Source organism: Moraxella sp. K1664, assembly GCF_039693965.1.
Taxonomy (GTDB): Bacteria; Pseudomonadota; Gammaproteobacteria; order Pseudomonadales; family Moraxellaceae; genus Moraxella.
The window spans coordinates 2,347,648-2,370,077 of sequence record NZ_CP155576.1 but is presented as its reverse complement, the minus strand read 5'-3'; the positions used below and the strand labels follow the sequence as shown (position 1 = coordinate 2,370,077).

At 47.6% G+C, this 22,430-nt stretch carries 15 protein-coding genes; 6 read left to right on the top strand and 9 right to left on the bottom strand.

From position 1 onward, the window contains the following. Positions 1–13: 13 nt before the first annotated feature. The 3 genes from AAHK14_RS11480 (at position 14) to AAHK14_RS11470 (ending at position 1,702) form a co-directional block, all read left to right on the top strand. Entirely contained in the window at positions 14–355 is a 342-nt protein-coding gene (locus AAHK14_RS11480) for a hypothetical protein (RefSeq protein WP_156065045.1), read from the top strand. 91 nt (positions 356–446) lie between these two features. Next, positions 447–977: a hypoxanthine phosphoribosyltransferase gene (gene hpt / locus AAHK14_RS11475; RefSeq protein WP_065255573.1), complete on the top strand. Its 531-nt coding sequence runs from the start codon at positions 447–449 to the stop codon at positions 975–977. A gap of 86 nt (positions 978–1,063) precedes the next feature. After that, positions 1,064–1,702: a trimeric intracellular cation channel family protein gene (locus tag AAHK14_RS11470; protein ID WP_156065043.1), complete on the top strand. Its 639-nt coding sequence runs from the start codon at positions 1,064–1,066 to the stop codon at positions 1,700–1,702. Positions 1,703–1,852: 150 nt separating this feature from the next. Here the strand turns inward: AAHK14_RS11470 and purH are convergent, their stop codons facing one another. The 8 genes from purH to dnaB all read right to left on the bottom strand — a co-directional run bounded on the left by purH (position 1,853) and on the right by dnaB (position 11,218). Continuing rightward, the gene (purH, locus tag AAHK14_RS11465; protein ID WP_065255571.1) at positions 1,853–3,445 is read right to left on the bottom strand and encodes a bifunctional phosphoribosylaminoimidazolecarboxamide formyltransferase/IMP cyclohydrolase; all 1,593 of its coding nucleotides are present in this window, start codon (positions 3,443–3,445) and stop codon (positions 1,853–1,855) included. A gap of 104 nt (positions 3,446–3,549) precedes the next feature. After that, entirely contained in the window at positions 3,550–3,807 is a 258-nt protein-coding gene (fis, locus tag AAHK14_RS11460) for a DNA-binding transcriptional regulator Fis (RefSeq protein WP_065255570.1), read from the bottom strand. Positions 3,808–4,282: 475 nt separating this feature from the next. After that, positions 4,283–5,383, bottom strand: coding sequence for a DUF3426 domain-containing protein (locus AAHK14_RS11455; RefSeq protein ID WP_065255569.1), 1,101 nt, complete (start codon positions 5,381–5,383; stop codon positions 4,283–4,285). A gap of 118 nt (positions 5,384–5,501) precedes the next feature. Beyond that, the gene (prmA, locus tag AAHK14_RS11450; RefSeq protein ID WP_194092514.1) at positions 5,502–6,428 is read right to left on the bottom strand and encodes a 50S ribosomal protein L11 methyltransferase; all 927 of its coding nucleotides are present in this window, start codon (positions 6,426–6,428) and stop codon (positions 5,502–5,504) included. 84 nt (positions 6,429–6,512) lie between these two features. Beyond that, the gene (gene cysE / locus AAHK14_RS11445; RefSeq protein WP_065255567.1) at positions 6,513–7,376 is read right to left on the bottom strand and encodes a serine O-acetyltransferase; all 864 of its coding nucleotides are present in this window, start codon (positions 7,374–7,376) and stop codon (positions 6,513–6,515) included. A 271-nt stretch (positions 7,377–7,647) separates the two neighbouring features. Continuing rightward, positions 7,648–8,568, bottom strand: coding sequence for an ornithine carbamoyltransferase (argF, locus tag AAHK14_RS11440; RefSeq protein ID WP_065255566.1), 921 nt, complete (start codon positions 8,566–8,568; stop codon positions 7,648–7,650). A 99-nt stretch (positions 8,569–8,667) separates the two neighbouring features. Then, entirely contained in the window at positions 8,668–9,771 is a 1,104-nt protein-coding gene (alr, locus tag AAHK14_RS11435; RefSeq protein WP_065255565.1) for an alanine racemase, read from the bottom strand. A gap of 31 nt (positions 9,772–9,802) precedes the next feature. Then, on the bottom strand, positions 9,803–11,218 hold the full coding sequence (gene dnaB / locus AAHK14_RS11430) for a replicative DNA helicase (RefSeq protein WP_062500053.1): 1,416 nt from the start codon (positions 11,216–11,218) through the stop codon (positions 9,803–9,805). A 115-nt stretch (positions 11,219–11,333) separates the two neighbouring features. Here dnaB and pdxA point away from each other — a divergent pair, with 115 nt between their 5' ends. Then, entirely contained in the window at positions 11,334–12,374 is a 1,041-nt protein-coding gene (gene pdxA / locus AAHK14_RS11425) for a 4-hydroxythreonine-4-phosphate dehydrogenase PdxA (protein ID WP_065255564.1), read from the top strand. 26 nt (positions 12,375–12,400) lie between these two features. Here the strand turns inward: pdxA and AAHK14_RS11420 are convergent, their stop codons facing one another. Further along, a complete protein-coding gene (locus AAHK14_RS11420; protein WP_065255563.1) occupies positions 12,401–13,729 on the bottom strand; it encodes an MFS transporter in 1,329 nt (442 codons plus the stop codon). Between the two features lie 72 nt (positions 13,730–13,801). Between AAHK14_RS11420 and AAHK14_RS11415 the strand changes: the two genes are divergently transcribed. Both AAHK14_RS11415 and AAHK14_RS11410 read left to right on the top strand, forming a co-directional pair. Continuing rightward, a complete protein-coding gene (locus AAHK14_RS11415; protein ID WP_065255562.1) occupies positions 13,802–16,759 on the top strand; it encodes a BamA/TamA family outer membrane protein in 2,958 nt (985 codons plus the stop codon). A 387-nt stretch (positions 16,760–17,146) separates the two neighbouring features. Then, the gene (locus tag AAHK14_RS11410; protein ID WP_065255561.1) at positions 17,147–22,228 is read left to right on the top strand and encodes a translocation/assembly module TamB domain-containing protein; all 5,082 of its coding nucleotides are present in this window, start codon (positions 17,147–17,149) and stop codon (positions 22,226–22,228) included. Positions 22,229–22,430 lie beyond the last annotated feature (202 nt).

Below are 22,430 nucleotides of genomic sequence, written 5' to 3'. Positions count from 1 at the left end.
TTGTGAGTCAAATATGATAATAAAAGCACTTTTTATCCTATTACTGCTGATATGCGTAGGTGTTCAAGGTGTGTTTATCTATCTGCTTGGCGGTTATAATCCACACGAGTTAAATAAATTGCTTAGAATGTGGGAGGGTTTTGGCGTTGAGATTGTGCCTTATACGGCTTTTATGCTGTCAATCACCCAAGCAAAAGCCATTTGGCTAATCCCAAAACTTAATTTAATCATTGGCAGTGTGGCAATCATTAAAAAAGAATGGCATATTGGGCTATTGGTGCTTGTGCTGTCTTTTTTAATCGCCCTAGCTTTTGTTTGGGCGATATATTCGCCAGCGATGATGGCTTCCATTTAATTCCACTTTTTAATATCAAGAGTGGTAGGGTGTGTACGCACCAAATAATATCAAATTTAAATCAATTTTAACAAAACCAAAAGGTAGTTTTATGACCATACCAAATCTAAACGTGATGATTAGTAGCGAAGAAATCGCCCAAAAAGTGAGCGAGCTTGGCAAACAAATCACCGCCCATTATGCCAACAGCGACAAAGAGCTGATTTTAATCGGGCTACTTCGTGGTTCGGTAATTTTTATGGCGGATTTGTGCCGAGCGATTGACAAACCGCATGAGTTTGATTTTATGACCGCATCCAGCTACGCCAAAGGCACGGTATCTAGTGGCGATGTTAAGATTTTAAAAGATTTGGACGGCGACATTCGTGGTAAAGATGTGCTGATTGTCGAAGATATTATTGACTCTGGGCGTACCTTGTCTAAGGTCGTGGATATTTTAAAAACCCGTGAGCCAAACTCCATTGAGCTATGCACGCTGGTCAGTAAGCCGTCTCGCCGTGAGATAGACATGGACGTGAAGTTTTTGGGTTTTGAAGTCGAAGACCGCTTTATCGTGGGTTATGGCTTGGATTATGAACAAAAATACCGCCATTTGCCATTCATCGGTGAGATTGGGTTGTAATAATAAACCATTGATTTATATAAACTATTTTAAGATTATAAATAAAAATCGGGTATCTTACCCGATTTTTTGATGATAGAATGATTATGATAGAGTTAGCTCAGCCGATTAATACGGCAAGTTTGATTTATGTACTTGATTTTGTTGGAGTTATTGCCTGTGCGGTGGCAGGCACCATGCTTGCCATTAGTAAGGGTTTTGATTTGTTTGGCTGTATCTTGGTGTCTATGGTCAATGCCATTGGCGGTGGGACGATTCGTGATGTCATGCTTGACCGACATCCGCTCTTTTGGACGATAGATTTAAATTATGTGTTCGCCATTACGATAACATCAATCCTATGTCAGATGTTTTTTCGTCCGACGGCACGCATGAACGGCGTGTTAAAGTTGTTTGACGCCATTGGGCTGTCGGCATTTAGTGTGATTGGGCTGACGGTGGCGTTATCGATGGGGGCGACACCGCTGATTGCCGTGATGATGGCGGTGATGACGAGTATCGCAGGCGGTATCATGCGAGACATGATTTGCCAAGAGTTGCCGATGGTACTGCAAAAGGAGATTTATATTACCGCCAGTATCTTGGGGTCGCTGACCTATCTGGGGCTGGGACGACTGGGTGTGGTGGCGTGGCTGTGCGAGCTTGCCATGCTGATGGTGGTGTTTGGTGTGCGAATGCTGGCGGTGCGGTATGATTGGCATTTGCCAAGCATTCGTATGGTGTAAGATACAACAAATTAACCCCAATTTGCACCAATGTCAAATCTTGAAAAATGCCTTTGTAGGGGTGTGTTGAACACGCCCTTTGGTGATTATATAAGCAAAAAATAAACCCCAAGATAGGGGTTTATTGTTGGTTGGGATATGTCCTAATTTTTAGTGTCTAAAATGTCTCATGCCGGTAAACACCATGGCAATGCCATGCTCATCGGCGGCGGCGATGACTTCTTCATCACGCATCGAACCCCCCGGTTGGATAATACATTTGATGCCAGCGTTGGCGGCGTTATCAATGCCGTCTCTAAATGGGAAAAAGGCGTCCGATGCCATAACCGCTCCTTCAACAGGCAGTCCTGCGTGTTCGGCTTTAATGACGGCAATGCGAGCGGAGTTCACACGGCTCATCTGCCCTGCACCGATACCGATGGTTTGGCGGTTTTTGGCATAGACGATGGCGTTGGATTTGACGTATTTGGCAACTTTCCATGCAAAAATCAAATCATCAAGCTCTTGTTCGGTGGGCTGTGCCTTGGTAACGACTTTTAGGTCGGATTTGTCAATCATACCCAAATCCTGCTCTTGGACAAGCAGACCGCCATTCACACGCTTATAATCAAGCTGTGGCGTGCGTTCGTCAATGTTTGGCAATTCGCCACAAGTCAGTACACGCACGTTTTTCTTGGTGGACGTGATGTCAAGCACACCGTCTGCCACGCTTGGGGCGATGATGACTTCGACAAATTGACGGTCGATGATGGCTTTGGCAGTATCCACATCTAGCTCACGGTTAAAGGCGATAATCCCGCCAAAGGCAGATTCAGGGTCGGTGGCATAGGCTAGGTTATAAGCGTCTAAAATGCCGTCAAGCGATACCGCCACACCGCAAGGGTTGGCGTGTTTGACAATTACGCAGGCAGGCTTGGCAAAGGATTTGACACATTCTAAGGCGGCATCGGTGTCGGCAATGTTATTGTAGGATAATTCTTTGCCTTGCAACTGTTTGGCGGTGGCGATAGATGCTTCTGTTGTCCCACTTTCTACATAAAAACTGGCAGTTTGGTGGGGGTTTTCGCCATAGCGGAGTTCTTGGACTTTGTTAAGCTGAATGTTAAAGGTGCGTGGAAATTGGGTTTTGGCGGTGGCATCATCGCTTAATGGCTCGCCTTTGTCTAGCAGTCTTGCCCCCAAAAAGCTCGCTATCATGCCGTCATAACTGGCGGTATGTTCAAAGGCTTTAACCGCCAAATCAAAGCGAGTGCTGTCTGATAATTTGCCGTCTGCTTTTAGCTCGTTGATGACGGTGGCGTAGTCGGCAGGGCTTGTGATGATGCCCACATATTTGTGGTTTTTGGCAGATGAGCGTACCATGGCAGGGCCACCAATGTCAATATTTTCAATGGCATCGCTCATGGTAACGTCATCTTTGGCAACCGTCTGGGCAAAGGGGTATAGGTTCACCGCCACGATATCAATGGCATTGATACCATGCTTTGCCATGATGTCGCCATCTATCTCACGGCGACCTAAGATACCGCCATGAATCTTGGGGTGTAAGGTTTTGACTCGTCCGTCCATCATTTCGGCAAAACCGGTGTGGGCGGAGACTTCTGTGGCATGGACACCATTGTCGGTCAAGAGTTTGAAGGTGCCACCAGTGGACAAAATACCAAAGCCTAAGGCGGATAATTCTTGGGCAAACTCTACAATGCCTGCCTTGTCAGAGACGGAGAGTAGGGCAAATTTTTTCATAAAAATACCTTTTTGGGTTACAAGGGTGGATAAAATGGGATTAAAAGTGGGATTAAAACAAAACGAAAACCCGCCAAAAATGACGGGTACAAAACATGGAAAAATTATAATAAGCCATGCGTTTTTAGCTTGGTGCGGAGTGTGCCACGATTTAGCCCAAGCATTTGGGCGGCCTTGGATTGGTTGTTGCGTGTGTGTCTCATGACCGTTACCAACAGGGGTCTTTCAAGCTCATGTAAAAAAATCTCATACATGTTGGTGGTGTTCTCGCCATTTAGGTGCATCAAGTAACTCTCCACCGCTTTTTTAACTTCATCATGTAGCGGGGTGGTTTCTTGGATGGGGGGCGTGGGGGTCATCATAACAGCTCCTGTGTCTCACTTAACCTTGTTCTTGCGAGTGGTAGGCTAGGGCGTGCCTGCCCTTTATAACACAATTTAAAATATAGAAATATTTTAGAAATAAAGGTGCATTTTTGCATGAAAAATGGCTAAAATCTGGTTTTTCATCGTCAAAAACTTGCTTGATAGAATGGCTATCAGTCTCAAGTTTTTTCCTTGAAAAACGGGCGATTTCCCCTATTTTTCATTACAAATACAAAAGTTTAACACGTCCTAGTCAATATCTATCAATCACCTGTTAGTAGAAGGCGTATTTCCTAGAATTATTGTAAAATAATTGCCGTAATTTGGCAAGTCATGAGATGTTTTTAATGTTAAGCTGTATTATCCTGTTGTTAATTTGTGTTAATAAATAATTACAAAGTGGTCATTTATCCGTCAAAATGATGGGATGAATCTTTATCTAACAGAGCAAGTTAGCTTGGTGCTAGGTGACTTAGGGTTGTTGATAAAATGGCGTAACTGTTACCGAGCTTGCTTTGGGGGTAGGGTTCACTAAAAGCATGATCCGCTTGTGCTGATTGGCAAGTAAGGTGGTCTGAGATTCGCCAAGGTAGTCTTTGGTGTCCGCCACAAAGTCCCCCACGACCACACCACTACTGTCTTTAAACTGCACCAGTAAGTAAGGAAACAGTTGTTCGAAATTGGTTTTGTTGGTGATGTCAATGATGACGTCTTTTTGATTTTCTAGGGATGATGTGACTTCCAAGCCATTTAAATCTGCTGATGGAATGTTGCAAGGAACGACCCCGCAGACGGTATGAGCAAGGCTGGCGGTTTCGGGGTTTTTGGCAAGTTTATCTACATTAAACAGGGCATATTGTACTGCCAGTAGCCCAACGAGCAACAAACACCCGACAAGCCATAGTAACTGTGACCCTAAGGATTTTTTGGTAGCAAGTTGTTGAGCGGTGGGCTTGTTTGATTGGATTTCTTTGATGTTGGTTGGTTTTTTGGGTTTGGGTGTGGCGACAGGGATGATGGCATCCAAATCGACGTTGTTTATGGCAGAGCTGGTATTAGTGGTTTGGGTGATGTTGACAGGCTTGGTGTCTTTGAGTAAATCATCAGCCCAAGATTCTTCCCCTTCGTTATCCGCCATCTCATCCTTGGTGCTTTTGGCGACTGTCGGAGCAAAGCTGATGTTGTCTTTTAAAAAGCTGTCCAACTCATCATCAGAAAAACTCACGCCAGAGACAGCTTTGGTTTTATTCTCTTCAATGCCATCCATCTCGTCATGAATCATGCCTTCGGTGGGTACAGGTTTGACACGCTTGGTACGTTTGGGGGTGGATGGCTCTTGTGAGGTGGTTGGGGCAGAGCGTGCCACTGTTTGGGCTGTCTGAGCTTGGGGTTGTGGGGTGGGATTTGTCTGTCTTTGAGCTTGAGCAGCAGGCGAGCTACTGACCAGATTGGCATTTAGAAAAAACACTTGCTGACACTTACCGCATTTGGCACGAGCATTGGGGTCGCCAAGTTTGGCGGTCGGCATGGGGTAGGTCGTTTGGCAATGGGGGCACTTAGTTTGGTTGCTCATGTTTTTGTTAAATCCAATTTAGACAAAGGTTGGATGATGATTTTTATATCATCAACATCGTATACACTATTTTTCTTTATGCTACTAAATTGTTACGAATTTGACAATTTTAATCCGCTCAGCTGTGCTTAATAGCGGATAAACGATACCAATGATGGTCTTCGCTGTTGTCATAATGATAGGGCGTGTCAAGGTCAAAATAGGGTTGGTATGCCATCATAACATCATTGACTTGGTTTTTAATAAGCCCTGCCAAGACAATATTGCCTTTATCCTTTAACAAGGTGGCAAACAATGGAGCAAAGTGAATGAGTGGCTTGGCTAGGATATTGGCGGTAATCGTGTCCGCTTGTACATCATGCGTTTGTTGATAAGCCTTAAATTCATCGGGCAAAAATACCAACATCTTATCTTCGACGCCATTTAGTTTGGCGTTTTGGTGGGTAGCAAGCGCCGCTTGGGGGTCAATATCCACCGCCAATACTTGCTTAGCCCCAAGCAGTAACGCTCCCACGCCCAAAATCCCCGAGCCACAGCCATAGTCAATGACGACTTTATCGGTCAAATCCTGCGTGGTCAGCCAGTCAAGGCACAGCCGAGTGGTGGCGTGATAGCCCGTACCAAAGGCAAGACCGGGGTCTAGGATAAGGTTGGTAGCGTCTGGGTCGGGAGCGTCTAGCCATTCGGGGACTATCCACAGATTACCAACACATTGGATGGGCTTGTAATGGGTCATCCACTCACGTGTCCAGTCCTTATCATCAAGCACTGATAGCCACACACGGCTTGCCCTGACTTCGGCGGCGATGTCATGGGCAAGGCTCTCAAAGTTGGTGCCGTCAAATCGCCCATCGGTGTTGGTGTCAAAAATGGCGGTCAGCACCACCTCGCCCCATAATGGCTCTTCACCGGGCATGGGCTCAAACAGCGGTTCATCGCCTGCGTCTTCTAGTAGGATGGAGACCGCTTCGGCTTCATAGAACAGTGCTTCGGCAAGTTCAACTTGCTCTTTGGTCAGTTGTAGGTGAATTTGTTGCCATGCCATGAGAGTTTCCTGTGATGTTGGTGTGTCAAATTAGACTGGATTGGTAAATAATAAGTGGATAAAAGTAGGGTTTGGGTTTGATGGTTATTTGCCGTCATCATCGGTTAAGATTGCCAAATCGTCTTTGCAAAGGTTGTCAATATTGGATTTGCAGAACTCAGGGTCAAGACGACAGATGGCATTTTGCAATGCTTCAATGTGCTTATCTTGGGCTTGGATGTGAGCGAGTAGTTTGGCGATACTCGTTGCCACAGGGTCGGCACTGTTTGGGCTTAGCCCATAGGCGTTGAAACTGGCGTCATTGGTAGATTCTAGGCGGATACCCTTATCGGGGGTGCTAGGCTTGGGTGTGTCGCTTTTGATGTCATCGCTTGTTTCGGTGTTTTTGATGTTTTTGTCAATCATGCGAGCTGCCGAACCGACCATGGTCGCCCCTGCAGGGACAGGCTTGACAACCACGGCATTTGAACCGATTTTGGCGTTGTCGCCCACGCTAAAACCACCCAAGATTTTCGCCCCTGCGCCGACCACGACATTATCGCCAAGTGTGGGGTGGCGTTTTGTGCCTTTCTCCCATGACACCCCGCCAAGCGTGACACCATGATATAAAGTCACGTCATCGCCAATCTCGGCTGTCTCACCGATGACGACCCCCATGCCATGGTCAATGAACAGACGTTTGCCAATCTTGGCGGCAGGATGAATCTCAATGCCTGTTGCCATGCGTGTCAAGTGCGACAAACCCCTTGCCAAAAATTTGTGGTCAGCCTGCCATAGGGTGTGAGACGCACGGTGCAAGGTGCGAGCATGAATGCCCGGATAAGTCAGGGCGATCTCAATCTTGGTGCGAGCGGCAGGGTCACGTTCTAGCACCGCACTCAAATCATCATCGATGGCACAGGCTAGGCTTTTGAGTTTGGAATTTTTTAGCTTGGAAAAGATACTCATGGCAGATAACGCATTTTAAAATGGCTTATTCTACCATCAAAAGCTCGCTGAGTATAGGGCTTGTTTGATTTTTGAGATGTTTAAGTTGAGAAATTTTTAAGGGAAATTTTATTTAACATAATCCAAATTATTTATGCCTAATATAACGATGGGTTTTAAAAAGGGCATGGGGTAGGATAAATATGCCCAAAAACTTAAAATTACGGTAAATTCAATGATATATAGATGTAGGGGCATGCTAGGCACACCCCTTGATGGCGGACAATCAGTATTAAGCCAATTTAATTTTATCTTTTAACAAAAACTCCATCAGTGCCTTTTGGGCGTGCAAACGATTCTCTGCTTCGTCCCACACCACCGAGCGGGGGTCATCTAGCAGGTCATGGCTGATCTCTTCGCCACGATGAGCAGGCAAGCAGTGCATAAACAGCACGTCTTTATCAGCGGTGTCTAGTAGCTTGGGCGTGATTTGAAAACCTGCAAAGTCAGCTTCACGTTTTTTCTGCTCGGCTTCTTGCCCCATGCTCGCCCATACGTCTGTAACGACAAGGTGTGAGTCTTTGACCGCATCGGCAACGCTATTTGTCAAAGTCAAGCGGTGAGCGTATTTGGCGACCAGTTCACTGTTTGGCTCATAGCCTTTTGGCGTGGCGATGTTCAGATGAAAATCAAACTGCTCGGACGCTAAGATGTATGAGTTGCACATATTGTTGCCGTCGCCGACCCATGTTACCGTCTTGCCTTTGATGTCGCCTTTGTGTTCAAAAAAGGTCTGCATATCAGCAAGTAGTTGGCAGGGGTGATAATCATCGCTCAAGGCGTTGATGACAGGCACGGACGAGTGTTTGGCAAAGGTCTCTACACGCTCATGGGCGAATGTACGAATCATCACGATATCGGTCATCGAGCTAATAACACGCGCCGAATCTTCTATCGGTTCGCCACGCCCAAGCTGGGTATCATTGGGCGATAAAAACAGAGCTTGACCGCCAAACTGCCCCATGCCTGTCTCAAAGGACACACGGGTGCGAGTGCTGGATTTTTCAAAAATCATGGCAAGCGTGCGACCGACAAAGGGGCGATAAATCTCGCCTTTGTGTTGCATTTGGCGAAGTTCACTGGCACGACTGATAACGGTGCGAAGTTCTTCTTTGGATAAGTCAAGTAATGTTAAAAAATGGCGAACGCTCATGCCAACTCCTTGTTTTAATCATGGAAAAATAAAGGCATGAGTATAACAAATCTTTTTATAAAAATGCAATGCCTTAACCGATTTTATTGGTAAATAAACTTATGCCACAACACCCCGATATGGGCGGTTGGTGGTTTTACAAAACAGCTCATAACTAATGGTATTCGCCCAATGTGCCACACTATCGGCAGGCAAATCATCGCCCCACAGCATGACCGTATCGCCCACGCCCACAGGCAAGCCTGTGATGTCTATCATCATCATGTCCATGGCGACCCGCCCGACAATGTCGGCAAGATAGGTTTGAGTGTCTTTGACGATAGACACCTTAGCATCAGTAACCACACGGGGGTAGCCGTCGCCATAGCCGACACTTAGCACGCCAATGCGAGTGGGTTTGTCCGCACTCCATAGCCCACCATAGCCGACCTGCTCACCTATATTTAGCTCATGCGTGGCAAAGATTTGGGCGGTAAAATTCATCACAGGGGATAAGCCGAGCTCATCGGCAGAGCTGTCCGCCACAGGGCTTGCCCCATATAAGGCAATGCCTGCACGCACCCAGTCATGATGAGCGTGGGGGAAGTTGATGATTCCTGCTGAGTTGCACAGCGAGCCTTGTACATCGCCATATAAGGATTTTAGGGTGGTTAGCACATCATCAAATCGCTGGATTTGTAGGGCGTTGGCAGGGTGGTCTTTGTCATCAGCACAGGCAAAATGACTGGTAAGAATCAGCCGATATCCCTTATCGTGTAAAAGTTTGGCACAGGCTAGTACGTCATCACGCCCAAAGCCTAAGCGATTCATGCCGGTGTTGTATTTGAGCCAAATGGTGCGTGTGGGGTTGTCTGTGGCAGGCGTGTGCGATAACGCCCAGTCTAGTTGGGCTTGACAATGCACCACGCATTCAAAACCGTGTGTTTGGGCGGTAAGCCACTCATCTTGGCTAAACACGCCTTCGATGAGAATGATACGTTTGGGTAACTGCCCACAAAGCTCATGAATCGTCAGGGCTTCATCAAAACTTGCCACGCCAAAAGCATCTGCTTGCATGAGAGCAGGTAGGCAGTGGGCGACCCCATGCCCATAGGCATTCGCCTTGACCATTGCCATGACGTGTGCATGGGGGGTGTGGCGTTTGATTACGCCCAAGTTATGGGCTAGGGCGGTTTGGCTTATGGTGATGTGGGTGTGTCGCATGGGTTGTCCTGTTTATTTGTCATTTTATTTGTCATTCTTCTTCATAATCATCGGGTCTGTCGCCAACGATGAGATTATCAAAGCGGGTGTATTCACCCACAAACCTAAGGGGTAGTTTGCCGATAGGGCCGTTACGCTGTTTGCCAATGATAATCTCGGCAAAGCCTTTGTTGTCCGCCTTGTCCTTATAATACACTTCATCACGATAGATGAACATAATGAGATCAGCATCCTGCTCAATCGCCCCCGATTCACGCAAATCCGCCATCATCGGGCGTTTGTCGGTACGCTGTTCTAGGCTACGGTTGAGCTGAGATAAGGCGATGACAGGGCAGTTCATCTCACGGGCTAGGGCTTTTAGGCTTCGGCTAATCTCGCCAATCTCTTGGACACGGTTGTTCTCCATGCCCGGCACTTTCATAAGCTGTAAATAATCCACGACAATCATGCCCAAGCCTTCGGGGTGGTTCTTGGCGATACGTCGGCAGGTGGAGCGGACTTCGGATGGCGGTAGGTTGTTACGGTCGTCAATGTACAGATGAGTGTTTTGAAAAAAGGTCATCGCCTGCGACAGACGCACCCACTCATCTTCGCTCATCTGTGCTGAGCGTAGGTTGCTTTGGTTAATGCTACTAAACCCTGACATCATCCGCATGAGAATGGATTCGGCAGGCATTTCCATGGAGAACATGACCACGGGTAGCTCCTGCACCAGCACTTCTTGGGCGAGATTCATGGCAAAGGTGGTCTTACCCATGGACGGACGTGCCGCCAAAATAATCAGGTCGCCCCGCTGTAAGCCTTGGGTTTTATTATTGAGCTCTTCAAAGGGTGTACGCAGTCCGATGAGTCCGCCTTGACGGCTTTTAATCTCAACAAGTTGGTCAGTCACGCTTTGCAAGATGTCTTCGACTCGCCGAACCCCTTGCTTGCCCGTGCCACGAGAGTAGTCTTCATTGATGCGAAAAATATCTGCTTCAACCACGTCCAAAATCTCGCTCACGGTCTGTTTTTTGGGATGATACGCCAGATTGAGCATGGTATTGGCGGATTTGATGAGCTGACGATAGACCGAGAACTCACGCACCCGCTCGGCATAGGGGATTAGGTTAAAGAGCGTGGCAGGGCTTTGGTTGATTTGCATAAGATATTCTTCCCCGCCTGCCATGGCAAGTAGATTTTGCTGACTCAAAAAGTCATGCACCATCAGCGTATCATAAGGTTGATTGACCCGTGATAAATGATTGATGGCATTAAAAATTTGCCGATGACGCTCGCCATAAAAATCTTCTGCCTTGACAATGCCATCGATTTTCTCAAAGGAATCATCAATACTCATGAGTGACGCCAGTAACGCCCGCTCAATGTCCATGTTGTGTGGCGGTTGCAGGGTCAGTAGGTCATCATTGGTGGTTTTGGTGTCTTTTGGGGTGCTAACTTCGGTCATGGTGATTATTTTTAAAAATGGTGGTAAATTTTACCACAAAGCCCAAAAATGTGCTTTTTAAAATATTGATTAATCGGTAAAATAGACGACTCATTTATCCACATACGACATCAATATGCAGACCACGCCCCCCAAACCCCTACTCATTACCACAGGCGAACCTGCCGGCATTGGCATGGACATCGTCATCGATACGCTGACCCATCACGCCCACGCCTTGCCTACGCCCCTGATTATCTGTGCGGACAAACACGCCTTTGCTGAGCGAGTGGCACAGCTACAAAGACACAGCAAGGCACAGACAGACATACTGGCGGATATGGCAGTGATAGATGACATCGGTGAGATTGACCTATCTGCCCCACGCTCTATCTATCTGCTCCATGTGCCTTGCCCTGCCCCTGTGGTCGCAGGCGTGCTAAATGTCGATAACGCCCGCATGGTCAAGGTTCAACTTGACATCGCCCACACGCTCGCCACCACTCGCCAAGTTCGTGCCATCATCACTGCCCCCCTACAAAAATCGGTGATGATAGATGGTGGGGTGTGCCTAGATAATGGCGATAAATTTAGCGGTCATACCGAGTATTTTATGCACAAAGCAGGCGTGGATAAGGTCGTGATGATGCTTGCCAATGCCAAGATGAAGGTTGCCCTAGTAACCACGCATATCCCCCTAAAAGACGTACCCAGTGCCATCACACCCCAAGAGATTCGCCAAACGGTGCAAATCACGCACGATGAAATGGTGTATAAATTTGGCATAACTCGCCCCAAAATCCTAGTTTGTGGACTAAACCCCCATGCAGGCGAAGACGGACATCTGGGTGATGAAGAGCTGACCGTGATTAACCCTGTTTTGCAGACATTTGCCAAACAAGGCATGGATGTCAGTCTTGCCATGCCTGCCGATACACTCTTTACCGAGCGGAATTTGGCGGCGGCGGATGTGGTGATTGCCATGTATCATGACCAAGGGCTTGCTCCCTTAAAATCGCACGGTTTTGGCGATACGGTCAATATTACTTTGGGTCTGCCCTATGTGCGTACCTCTGTTGATCATGGCACGGCATTGACGCTGGCAGGGACAGGGCAGGCGAGCAGCAGTAGTCTTAGGCGTGCTACCGAGATGGCGGTGATGATGAGTGGGGGCTGACGGTATTTGTCTGTTTTATCAGTTCATCACATCATGCCATCATCTTCTGCCATTGCCATGCTGTCTTTGTAACGGGTTAATTTGATGTATAAAAATATGCCAAAAACAGCATTAATCATACCCGTGATTAAAAATAATTGGGGAATGGATAATGTTAATACCGTTAAAATGATAATAGAGAAAATGGCAGAGCCGACCATAAATATCGCATTAAAGATATTATTTGCCCCAATAATACGTGAACGATGACTGATGGGGGCATAAGCCTGCATAAAGGCATATAATGGCACGATATAAATACCCCCTGATAGACCCAATAAAAACAAATCAGCAAACACCCGAATTGTGCCATTTAGATTTAATATCTCACTGATGGTATAAGTACCATGGGCAGGTGCGATGATATGTATGCCACTTAGTGACAAATACAAATCCACAGCAAATAAGCTAAGTCCGATGATGCCAATGGGCAAAAGTTTTAGGCTGATTTGGTTTTTGGTGAGTGTTTTACATAATAACGACCCAATGGCAGTACCAACAGAAAATAGGGTCAATAATAAAATCACCACAGATTCATTACCATGCAAAATCACTTTACTAAACTCAGGGGTTTGGGTTAAAAAAGTCGCCCCATAAAACCAAAACCAGCTATTGCCCAAAATGATAAAAAATAATAACGGCAAACTGTATAAATATTTGATGACCCCAAAACTGGTGCGAAAAATATGATAATCAATATCTAAGTTGGGTTCGTGGGGTGCAATAGCAGGCACAAAGCCAGATGCAATAAAACCCAAAACGGCGATAAATAAGGTGGTTGCTGATATCCACACAAGCGAGTTATCAAGCTGGGTTAAGACCCCTGCCAACATCATGCCTGTTAAGATGGCAAGACTGGTACCCGTCTGAAACAGCCCATTTGCCCCGACCAGCTCATCTTTGTGCATGACTTCGGGCAGATAGGCATATTTGACAGGACCAAAAAAGGTAGAATGCGTGCCCATCAAAAATAACGCCACAAACAGCAAGGGATATAACTCAAAGACAAACCCGACCGCCGCCAAAGTCATGATGATGATTTCTAATACTTTAAGTTTTTGGGTGAGTTGTGATTTTTCGTATTTATCGGCGATTTGCCCTGCCAATGCCGAAAACAAAAAGTAAGGCAGGATAAATAGCAAGGCGGCAAGGTTGTTAAGCAAGCTGACCGCAACCCCCATTTTGGCGGCGGCGGTGTAGGTAAGCACCAAGATGAGTGCTTGTTTGAATATGTTGTCATTAAATGCCCCTAAAAACTGAGTGGCAAACATTGAACTAAAACGACGAGTTTTAAATAAAGAGAATTGGGATGCCATGATGCTTTGTGTTGATAATAGAAATGTTGTTGTTTATAATAGCAGAGATTTTTAAAATTTTTAAAATTTATCATGAAAAAAGTTGTATCTGTACACAAAAAAACACACCTGCTCTTGTGCTTGCATGCCCTGATGGGGGTTGGGGCATTGCCTGCGAGTGCTGGTCAGTTGCCGACCTTACCGCCCGCAGTCAGCCCTGATGCGTCCATGTCTGAGATGGCAGGCGAGACCAACAATAGCGAGCCAAGCAAGACAGATAATGATGGAATGAATAATGGCAAGCTGAGCGATACAGAGATGTTGGCGAATGGTCTGCCTGATGATGTGTTTTTTGGGGACATGTCCGCCAGTCAAATGCTGACCACGGCAGAGATTGAGAAAAAATTACAAGATGCCAGTACGGACAACCGCTTTTATGAGACAGCAGATGTCAGTCATGCCGACACCCGCCATGAAGATGGTTTTGCCAAGATTGAAGATGGCGACATTGCCACGCTTGGCACGGATAAGACGCCCATCGGGCTGGACGAGAGTGCCATTACCAAATTGCCCACTTATGAGAGTGTGACCGCAGGGCAGGATGAGACACAAAGCGAGCTTGACCCGACCGCTTATTTGCCTGAGTACGAATACGAAGCGAACACACCGCCCCCACGTCCTGATGCCGTCGTTGATGAGATTAAACCGCCAAATCTCATCAAACGCCTGTACAGCCGCCTGTTCAATGACGGCGTAGAAGCGGTCACTCGCCTAAAAGTCAATGTCTATCACGGGGGCGAGCGTGTGGGCTGGAATACGGCGGTGGAGAGTTTGGATGACTTTGAAGCCCTGCGAGCCAAGATGATGGCAAGACGTATGAATAACGCCAAAGCCACCGACAATGCCGACAAAGTCGCCCGTAAAACCCTAAAATCCGAACCATTTGCCAACATCGTGACCGCCTTAGAAGAGATTAGTGCTGAGAGTGTGGCAGACTTTGGGGCGTCGGTGGCACGCCTTAGGCAGACGGTCATCACCGCAGGTCAAGCGGTGGGTTATTATGATTTAAATTTTAGCATAGAGCGGGCAGGGGCAGGCGAGATAAATCTGGTCATGCATGATTTGGGCGAGCCTGTCGTTGTGGATAATGCGGTACTGGATGTGCGTGGTCTGGGGGCGGATGACCCTGCCTATGTCCAAGCCCAAGACAACGCTCCGCTCAAACAGGGCGATGTCTTTCATCATGGCAAATATGAAGACAATAAGGCAATCATTGATGAAGTCAGTGGCGAGCATGGTTATTTTGATGGTAGATGGCTTAGCAACTCTGCGGACGTGATACTGCCTGATAATGTGGCGGACGTGAACTTGGTCTATGATACAGGCGAGCAATACCGCTTTGATGATGTGGTGTTTTTTACCGTGGATAAGAACACAGGTCAGCTGACGACCGACCCTGACAAACTGCCCGTCAAGCCCGAAGTGCTACGCAAACTGGTCACCTTTGAGATGGGTGATGCCTATAATCGCACCGCCACACGCAACCTAAGCAATAACTTACTTGCCACGGGTTATTTTAATGCGGTCAATACCGAGATAGTCCTACCCAGTCAGACCCCAGAGACGGGGATTAATTTTGAAAATACCACTGTCCGAGCCGAGACGGATGATGGTAGCCAGACGGTGGATTTGGGTGATGGCGTGACGGCGACCATTGACCCGATTGACTTTACCACAAGTGAGATTATCAGCGACAAACTGGCGTTGGTCAAACAAAAAGCCGAGCGACTCTATAACGCCCCTGATGACCGCCTGCTTGTCACCGACAGCAGTAAGCAGTCACGCAGTATCCTAGGGCGTATCTCGGATGCGGTCAGTAGCGTGGCTAAGATGATACTGCCCGATGAGTCCAGCGATGTCCTGCCAGAGCTACCCGAAGGTGTAGAATCGCCTGTACTGGCAGGGCGAAAAGGTGGGCAGGATGTCTATGAAGACAAAAAAGTGCCACTGTATGTCTTTGTGATGTCGGACAAGCCCCGAGATGCCCAAATCGGTGTGGGTTGGGGGTCAGACAGTGGCACAAGATTTATCACAAGGATTGAGCATAATTTACTCAACCGTGATGGCATGCAAGCAGGAGCGGATGTACGGATATCACAAAACAAAAAAGGTGTAGATACTTACATTACTCGCCCCATCGGTCACCCCTTAAATGATAAAGCCAAAGCATCACTGGGCTATAACGAGGAGAGAATTAATCAAGGTGTGGGGAATTTTGATTTGTCCAGCAGAACCTTAGAGACAGGATTAAGCCGTAATCTTGTCAAAGACAATGGTTGGAATCGCACCTATTCGCTAAAATATCGTTTAGATGAGCTTAAAACCAACGCCCCACGGGAGACATGGCAGGATCTGCCAGTGCAATTTGAACATGGTAAACCTACCCAACAAGCACTACTGCTAGGTTATGCCATGAATAAGATGGTGGCGGATAATTTGGCAAATCCCATGAAAGGTTATCGTCAGCACTACTCATTAGAGCTTGGCAAACAGGGCTTATTAACCGATACCGATATGGCAATACTAAGAGCGGGGGTAAGTGGCGTGTATAGCTTTGGTGATAACAGCCATGGAAAAGACCGTCAGCACCAGCTGATTGGCAGTCTTAATTTGGGCTATTTGTGGGCAGATGACTTTAATGCTGTACCGTATAAATTACGCTTTTTTGCAGGTGGCGACCAAAGCATTCGTGGCTACAACTATGACAGCTTATCACCTTTATCTGATAAAGGTTATCTGACAGGAGGTCAAGCCTTAGCCGTAGCAAGCGGTGAGTATAACTATGAAGTCCTAGAAGGGCTAAGATTGGGTGTATTTGCCGATGTGGGCAATGCCTATGATAAGGATTTTAAAAATGACACCAAAGTTGGAGCAGGCGTGGGTGTGCGTTATGCCTCCCCGGTAGGACAGGTGCGACTGGATGTGGCAACGGGCGTGGGAGAAAAAGATAAATCGGTGAAATTGCACTTCTTTATCGGGGCTCCTTTTTAAAAATTTAAATGATAAGTCCGTTCAAATTTGCATTTGAAATATTCGTGAGTATTGTAAATGGATGATGTCTTTGGATGGATTTGTAAGGGCAAATTGCAATTTGTCCCATATAAAGCTGTAAAGTATTGATTTTTAAGTGAGCAATTTTTTATTGTATGTTCAAATTTGGCATATATTCTTATTTGTTATGATGATTGATTTTACGTTGATTTTACATTAGACTTCTTTCCAAACCCCGATTTTTGTGGATTTTTAAAAACTTCAACCCCAATACTTATAAAGGTTTATTTTTAGTTTGGAAAGAGATTTATTGAAAAATTGCTCAAATTATGGTTTAATGCATCATTTTTTATGATAATTTTTATCGCCTAACGACCACTGTTTGCCATGACTGACCACAAGCCCACCGACCCTAAAAATGCCACGCCTGATGATAAGGCAGGGACGGATTTGCCTCATCAGTTGGGTACAGACCCATCACACACACCGCCAAAACCCAAATGGCAGGTGTATCTCATTCGGCTGTTTGTCGCCATTGTCATCGTGCTTATGCTGATTTTTGCATTGCTGTTTTATGCCATTAGCACCGAGACTGGCACCAAATTTGTTTTAGAAAAAATCGCAACCGAGACTGGCACCAAGCTGTCCTATGGCAAAGGCAGTTTGCGTGGGGGTGTGTGGGTGAATGATGTCATCATCGCCCAAGGCGAAGACATGGAAATAAAGGTCAATCAAGCCTATGTTAAATTGGGCTGGCGAGCGGTCTTTGCCCGTCAAGTACATTTGGCAGAAGCGAGCATTGATAAGCTTGACATCATCAACCACAAACCGCCCACAGGCGAGCCGTTTGATTATGCGACCATTGATTTGCCCGTTAGCCTACGCCTACAAAACACGACCGCAAGCACAGTCAGTTATATCCAAAGTGATGGCACGGGCGGTTATAAAGACGCCATTTATCTGTACGACATTGCTTTGACAGATGGCAAATGGGTAGGGACGGATGTGCATATCAAAGGCGGGAGTCTTGACTTTAATCATGACGTGAGCGTGAGTAATGTCAATGGCGAGATTCGTCTGACAGGCGACTATCCGCTCTCCGCCACGGCGGATGTTAAGGTGTCCGCCTTGGATAAGGCGTATTTTGACACGCTACACGCCACCGCCAAAGGCACGCTCAAACGCACGCACGGCAAAGTCACCAGTAAATACAACAAACACGACATTCATGGTGAGTTCGTCGCCCAAGGGCTAGATGACGGCTCGCCATTTAGTGCCAAACTGTACGTCAATCATGCCGTTCTGCCCTATGCCGAGGAGCAGAACATCACGATAAAAGATGGGATAATTACCGCTGATGGCGTGGTTGAACGCATTGAGCTACGCATGAATGCCGACTTGACAGGTAGAGACATACCAACCGGTCGGTATTATGGTCGGGGCGTGGTGCGTGATGGTGGCATGGACATCGAGACACTGACGGCAGACACCCCGAGCGGACAGCTCCATGCTGATGGCAACATGGAGTGGTCAGATGAGTTCATGATGGATGTGACGGTGCGTGGCGATGGCGTGCGAGTGCGTGAGTTCATGCCTGTTGAATACACCGACTATCAGGCGTATCTGCCGATGGTGCTAGATGGGGCTTTGAGTTTTCAATATTTTTATCTGGACAAGGCGACCAATGAGACTCGCTTGGCATTTGACCTAGCCCAAAAAGATGGCGAGCGAGTGCAGGCAACGCTCGCCCAAAGCCAAGACAGCCCTAACGCCCCGTGGCGGATTCATGCCGATTGGCAAAACTTGGTGCGAACAGGCGTGCCAAACATTGATAACATCAATAGCCCACACGGCACGGCAAGCATTCGCCTAGAAGAGGGGCGAACCTACATTGAGGGCAAGGCAAACGTCAAGGCGTTATCGGTTGCCCCTGTGGGGGATTATGACATTCGTGCCAATATCGAAAAGGGCGAGCGGATTCATCTGATGGACTTTCATTATCAAGGCGAGCTTGGGGGCTTGACGGGGACAGGGCGGATTGACCTTGCTACAACCAGCACGCCGTTGGCTTGGCAGTTTGATTTGGCGACCGATGGCTTTATGCCCAATGCGTATTTTGACATCCCTGATAAGACCCCATTTTCACTCATCAAAGGCACCATCCTAGCCACAGGGCGAATGCGTGAAGATGGGCAAAATACCAAGGCAAAGACAAATACCACAAGCTCGCCCAAAGAGCCAAATCATACAAGACAGTCGCATGAGATTAACATCATTCGCTCGGACTTGACAGCGACCCTTGCTGATGACAGCACCATGACTCTATCAGGCGAGGGCAAGGCGTTGGTGCAGATGGCAGGTGCGGACGTTAGTCATTTTACCGCCGATTTTAAGGGCAGATTTGGTCAGAGTCTACTGCCCAAGGTTGGCACGGGCGATATTGTGCTTGGGGTTTATGGCAACTTAGATAAGATGAACATCAACACCCTAGACTATCGCACGCCCAAAGGCGGGCTGTCAGGTTCGGGGGTGTTGACGCTCGCCCAAGGCATTGGTTGGGACATCAAGGCTCGACTTGATGAGATAGACACGTCTACTGTGGTGGATAATACGAGCTTGCTTGCTGTCATCACAGGCGACATGAGTAGCACAGGCAGTTATCAAGATGGTAAACTGGGCAAACTTACCGCCAAATTTGACGGTCAAGTCGCTCATGATGACGTGCCAGACGGTCAGCTGATGGTAGATGTTAGCGGAGCGAATGACCGCTTTGTGGTACATCGCTTGGAGCATACAGGGGGGGCAGGTGAGCTGTCAGCGTCAGGGACGGTGGATATCGGGCAGATGGCGTGGGATTTGACGGCGAAAATGAATGCCTTGAACATCGGTCGCTTTGTGCGTGACATGGACAGCGAGCTGACAGGGGGCTTTACCACGACAGGGCGGTGGGGTAAGGACATTCAGCGTATCGCCATTGATGGCTTGGCTCTGACAGGTGTCATGCGAGGGCAGGATGTGACTGCCACAGGGTCGCTGTCGGGGGAGTTTGATTTGCCTGATGATTTGGGTGGATATATTGGCAGTCTAAAAACCAGTCCTGAGAGTTTTGACTTGCAAAGCATTACCGATTTTCAGCGTCAGTTGGAACAAAACACCAGACAAACCCGCCAAATCATCCGTAAGCTAAATGCCGAGAAAGTCCAAGTTCGCATGGGCGATAATGTCGCAAGCATGCATGGCAATGAGCAAAATCTCACCACAGCACTTAATCTTACCGACCTAAGTCAGCTCACTCCGAGTGCTCGGGGGGCGATAAAAGGCGGTGTGATTTTGGTGGATAATCGCACCGAGTTACCGACCATTTATGTGGATTTAAATGCCAATGACGTGCGTACAGCGGATGTCATTGTCCAAAAGGCGAGCTTGGTGGGTAAGATTGTCAATCTGGGCAATGCCCCCAGTCAGCTATTAGTTGAGGTGTCAGACATCATCGCCATGGGACGGGTAGTGAAGTCGGCACGGCTTGATTTTAAAGGCACGCAGGATAAGCACGAGTTGGCACTGACGACCAAAAATGCTCAGGTGGAGGCACGTGCCAAAGTGGTGGGCGGTTTTAACAGTCAAACCAAGACTTACCAAGGCGTACTGGGCGAAGGGCGGATGGAGACCCGCTTTGGGCTGTTATCACAAAGACAGCCGACCGAGTTTAAGATAGGACTAGATAAGAGCTTACAAATTGCCCCGCACTGCTGGCAGACAAGTAAAACCCGTGCAGGCGGTACAGGGTCGCTGTGCCTACAAGACACGCTGGTCTATACCCCCAATGAAATCAAAGCGGATTTGGTCATCCAAGACCTTGATACGTCCGTACTCTCGCCTGCCATGCCCAGTGATATCTTTTGGCATTCTAAGTTAAATGGCAAAGCCAAAATCAGTCATAAAAAAGGCAATGCCAACCCCCAAATTAATGCTGTACTATATTCGGATAATGGACGACTGGGACTGTATGGCGATGATACAGGCTATGTGGAAATGCCCTATGAGCGTATCTCGGTCATCGCCCAAAGTACGCCCACAGGGCTAAAACTACGCACCGATGTGGCAGGGACGATAGGCGAAGGCTATGCTGATGTGCTGATGAATCCATTCGCCGATGACAAGCCCATCTCGGGGGCGGTGGTGGTTAATGACATTAATTTGGCGGTGGTGCGTCCATTTTTGCCAAGCCTAAAAGCCCTATCGGGCAACGTTACGCTCCAAGGTGGTGTGGGCGGTACGCTGTCTCGCCCCTTGTTCTATGGTAATGCTGAGCTGACGGATGGGCATTTGGCGGTCATGGATGTGCCTTTGGATTTGACAAACATCAACCTATCAGCTCAGGTATCAGGCACGCAAGCGACACTGACAGGTGATTTTGTTGGTGGGCAGGGGCAGGGCGTGCTGACGGGGCAGGTAGATTGGCAACAGGAACTCCAAGCCAAAGTAAATCTCTCCGCCGATGATTTGACCATCAGCTCGCCCCCCATGGTCGTGGCACAGGTCAGTCCCGACCTTGAAGTGGTGGTCAAGCCCTTATCTCGCTATGTGGACATCAAAGGCGTGGTGGTCATACCATCAGCGACCATTCGCCCGCCCGAAGCACAGGGCGATGTCGTGGTTCAGTCGCCTGATGTGTCGGTGCTTGACCGTCGCCTGTCGGGCAATGTCGCACAGGTGTTGGCAGTGTCCGCCCCATGGAGTATCAATGCTGACATCGGACTGGATTTGGGCGATGATGTGACATTCCGTGGTTTTGGTGCTAAACTCCCACTGGCAGGGGCGTTGCACCTGACCCAAAGCGGACAGGGAAAAACCCAAGCCCGGGGCGTGATACAGGTGTCTGAACGCACCAAGATTGATGGTATTGGGCAAAATCTCGAACTCAACTATGCCCAAATTCGCTTTAATGGCGATATGCTAAACCCCCGTCTATCTATCGAAGCTGAAAAAGAGATAGAAGGACAAACGGTGGGTGTACGCATCAAAGGCACGGCAAATGCTCCAGATATTAGCGTGTTTAATAACGCAGGGCTGTCCGAACAACAAGCGATGAACGCCATCATCACAGGGCGACTGTCACCATCGGCAGACAGTCAAATCTCCGAACAAGGTTTTCGCTCGCAGGTCACCAATAACTTAGCGGCGGCAGGGTTAAACCTTGGTTTGTCAGGCACACGTGGACTTACCAACCAAATCGGCAGTGCGTTGGGTTTTGAGAGCTTGACGGTGGACGCGTCAGGTAATTCAAGCGACACGCATGTTAATGTTACAGGCTACATCACGCCTGACCTATATATCCGCTATGGTGTGGGCGTATTTAATGCCGAGACTGAACTGTCCATGCGATATCAGCTGACCCGCCGTGTCTATGTACAGGCGACATCTGCCGCTGAAAACATGGTTGATGTGATTTATCGTTGGAAGTTTTAGGTTGGATAATGGGATAAGTATAATTTACTTCATTCTCAACTTAAAATGGTAACTTGTTGATTTTTCAATGATTATTTTTAGAGTTGTAGGGGCGAATTACATTCGCCCTTGAAAAGTCAATCACTTATACAAAGTTGGGAATGGGGTATAATTTATCCTTACCTATTTGCTAAAAACCAAAAAGCACACCACGATTAGGGGC

Coding starts and splice junctions, on each gene's coding strand:
- purH (WP_065255571.1), bottom strand. CDS start 3,445: ATGAAAAAATTTGCCCTACTCTCCGTCTCTGACAAGGCAGGCATTGTA.
- AAHK14_RS11410 (WP_065255561.1), top strand. CDS start 17,147: ATGACTGACCACAAGCCCACCGACCCTAAAAATGCCACGCCTGATGAT.
- prmA (WP_194092514.1), bottom strand. CDS start 6,428: ATGGCATGGCAACAAATTCACCTACAACTGACCAAAGAGCAAGTTGAA.
- hpt (WP_065255573.1), top strand. CDS start 447: ATGACCATACCAAATCTAAACGTGATGATTAGTAGCGAAGAAATCGCC.
- AAHK14_RS11415 (WP_065255562.1), top strand. CDS start 13,802: ATGAAAAAAGTTGTATCTGTACACAAAAAAACACACCTGCTCTTGTGC.
- dnaB (WP_062500053.1), bottom strand. CDS start 11,218: ATGACCGAAGTTAGCACCCCAAAAGACACCAAAACCACCAATGATGAC.
- alr (WP_065255565.1), bottom strand. CDS start 9,771: ATGCGACACACCCACATCACCATAAGCCAAACCGCCCTAGCCCATAAC.
- AAHK14_RS11480 (WP_156065045.1), top strand. CDS start 14: ATGATAATAAAAGCACTTTTTATCCTATTACTGCTGATATGCGTAGGT.
- cysE (WP_065255567.1), bottom strand. CDS start 7,376: ATGAGTATCTTTTCCAAGCTAAAAAATTCCAAACTCAAAAGCCTAGCC.
- AAHK14_RS11470 (WP_156065043.1), top strand. CDS start 1,064: ATGATAGAGTTAGCTCAGCCGATTAATACGGCAAGTTTGATTTATGTA.
- pdxA (WP_065255564.1), top strand. CDS start 11,334: ATGCAGACCACGCCCCCCAAACCCCTACTCATTACCACAGGCGAACCT.
- fis (WP_065255570.1), bottom strand. CDS start 3,807: ATGATGACCCCCACGCCCCCCATCCAAGAAACCACCCCGCTACATGAT.
- AAHK14_RS11420 (WP_065255563.1), bottom strand. CDS start 13,729: ATGGCATCCCAATTCTCTTTATTTAAAACTCGTCGTTTTAGTTCAATG.
- AAHK14_RS11455 (WP_065255569.1), bottom strand. CDS start 5,383: ATGAGCAACCAAACTAAGTGCCCCCATTGCCAAACGACCTACCCCATG.
- argF (WP_065255566.1), bottom strand. CDS start 8,568: ATGAGCGTTCGCCATTTTTTAACATTACTTGACTTATCCAAAGAAGAA.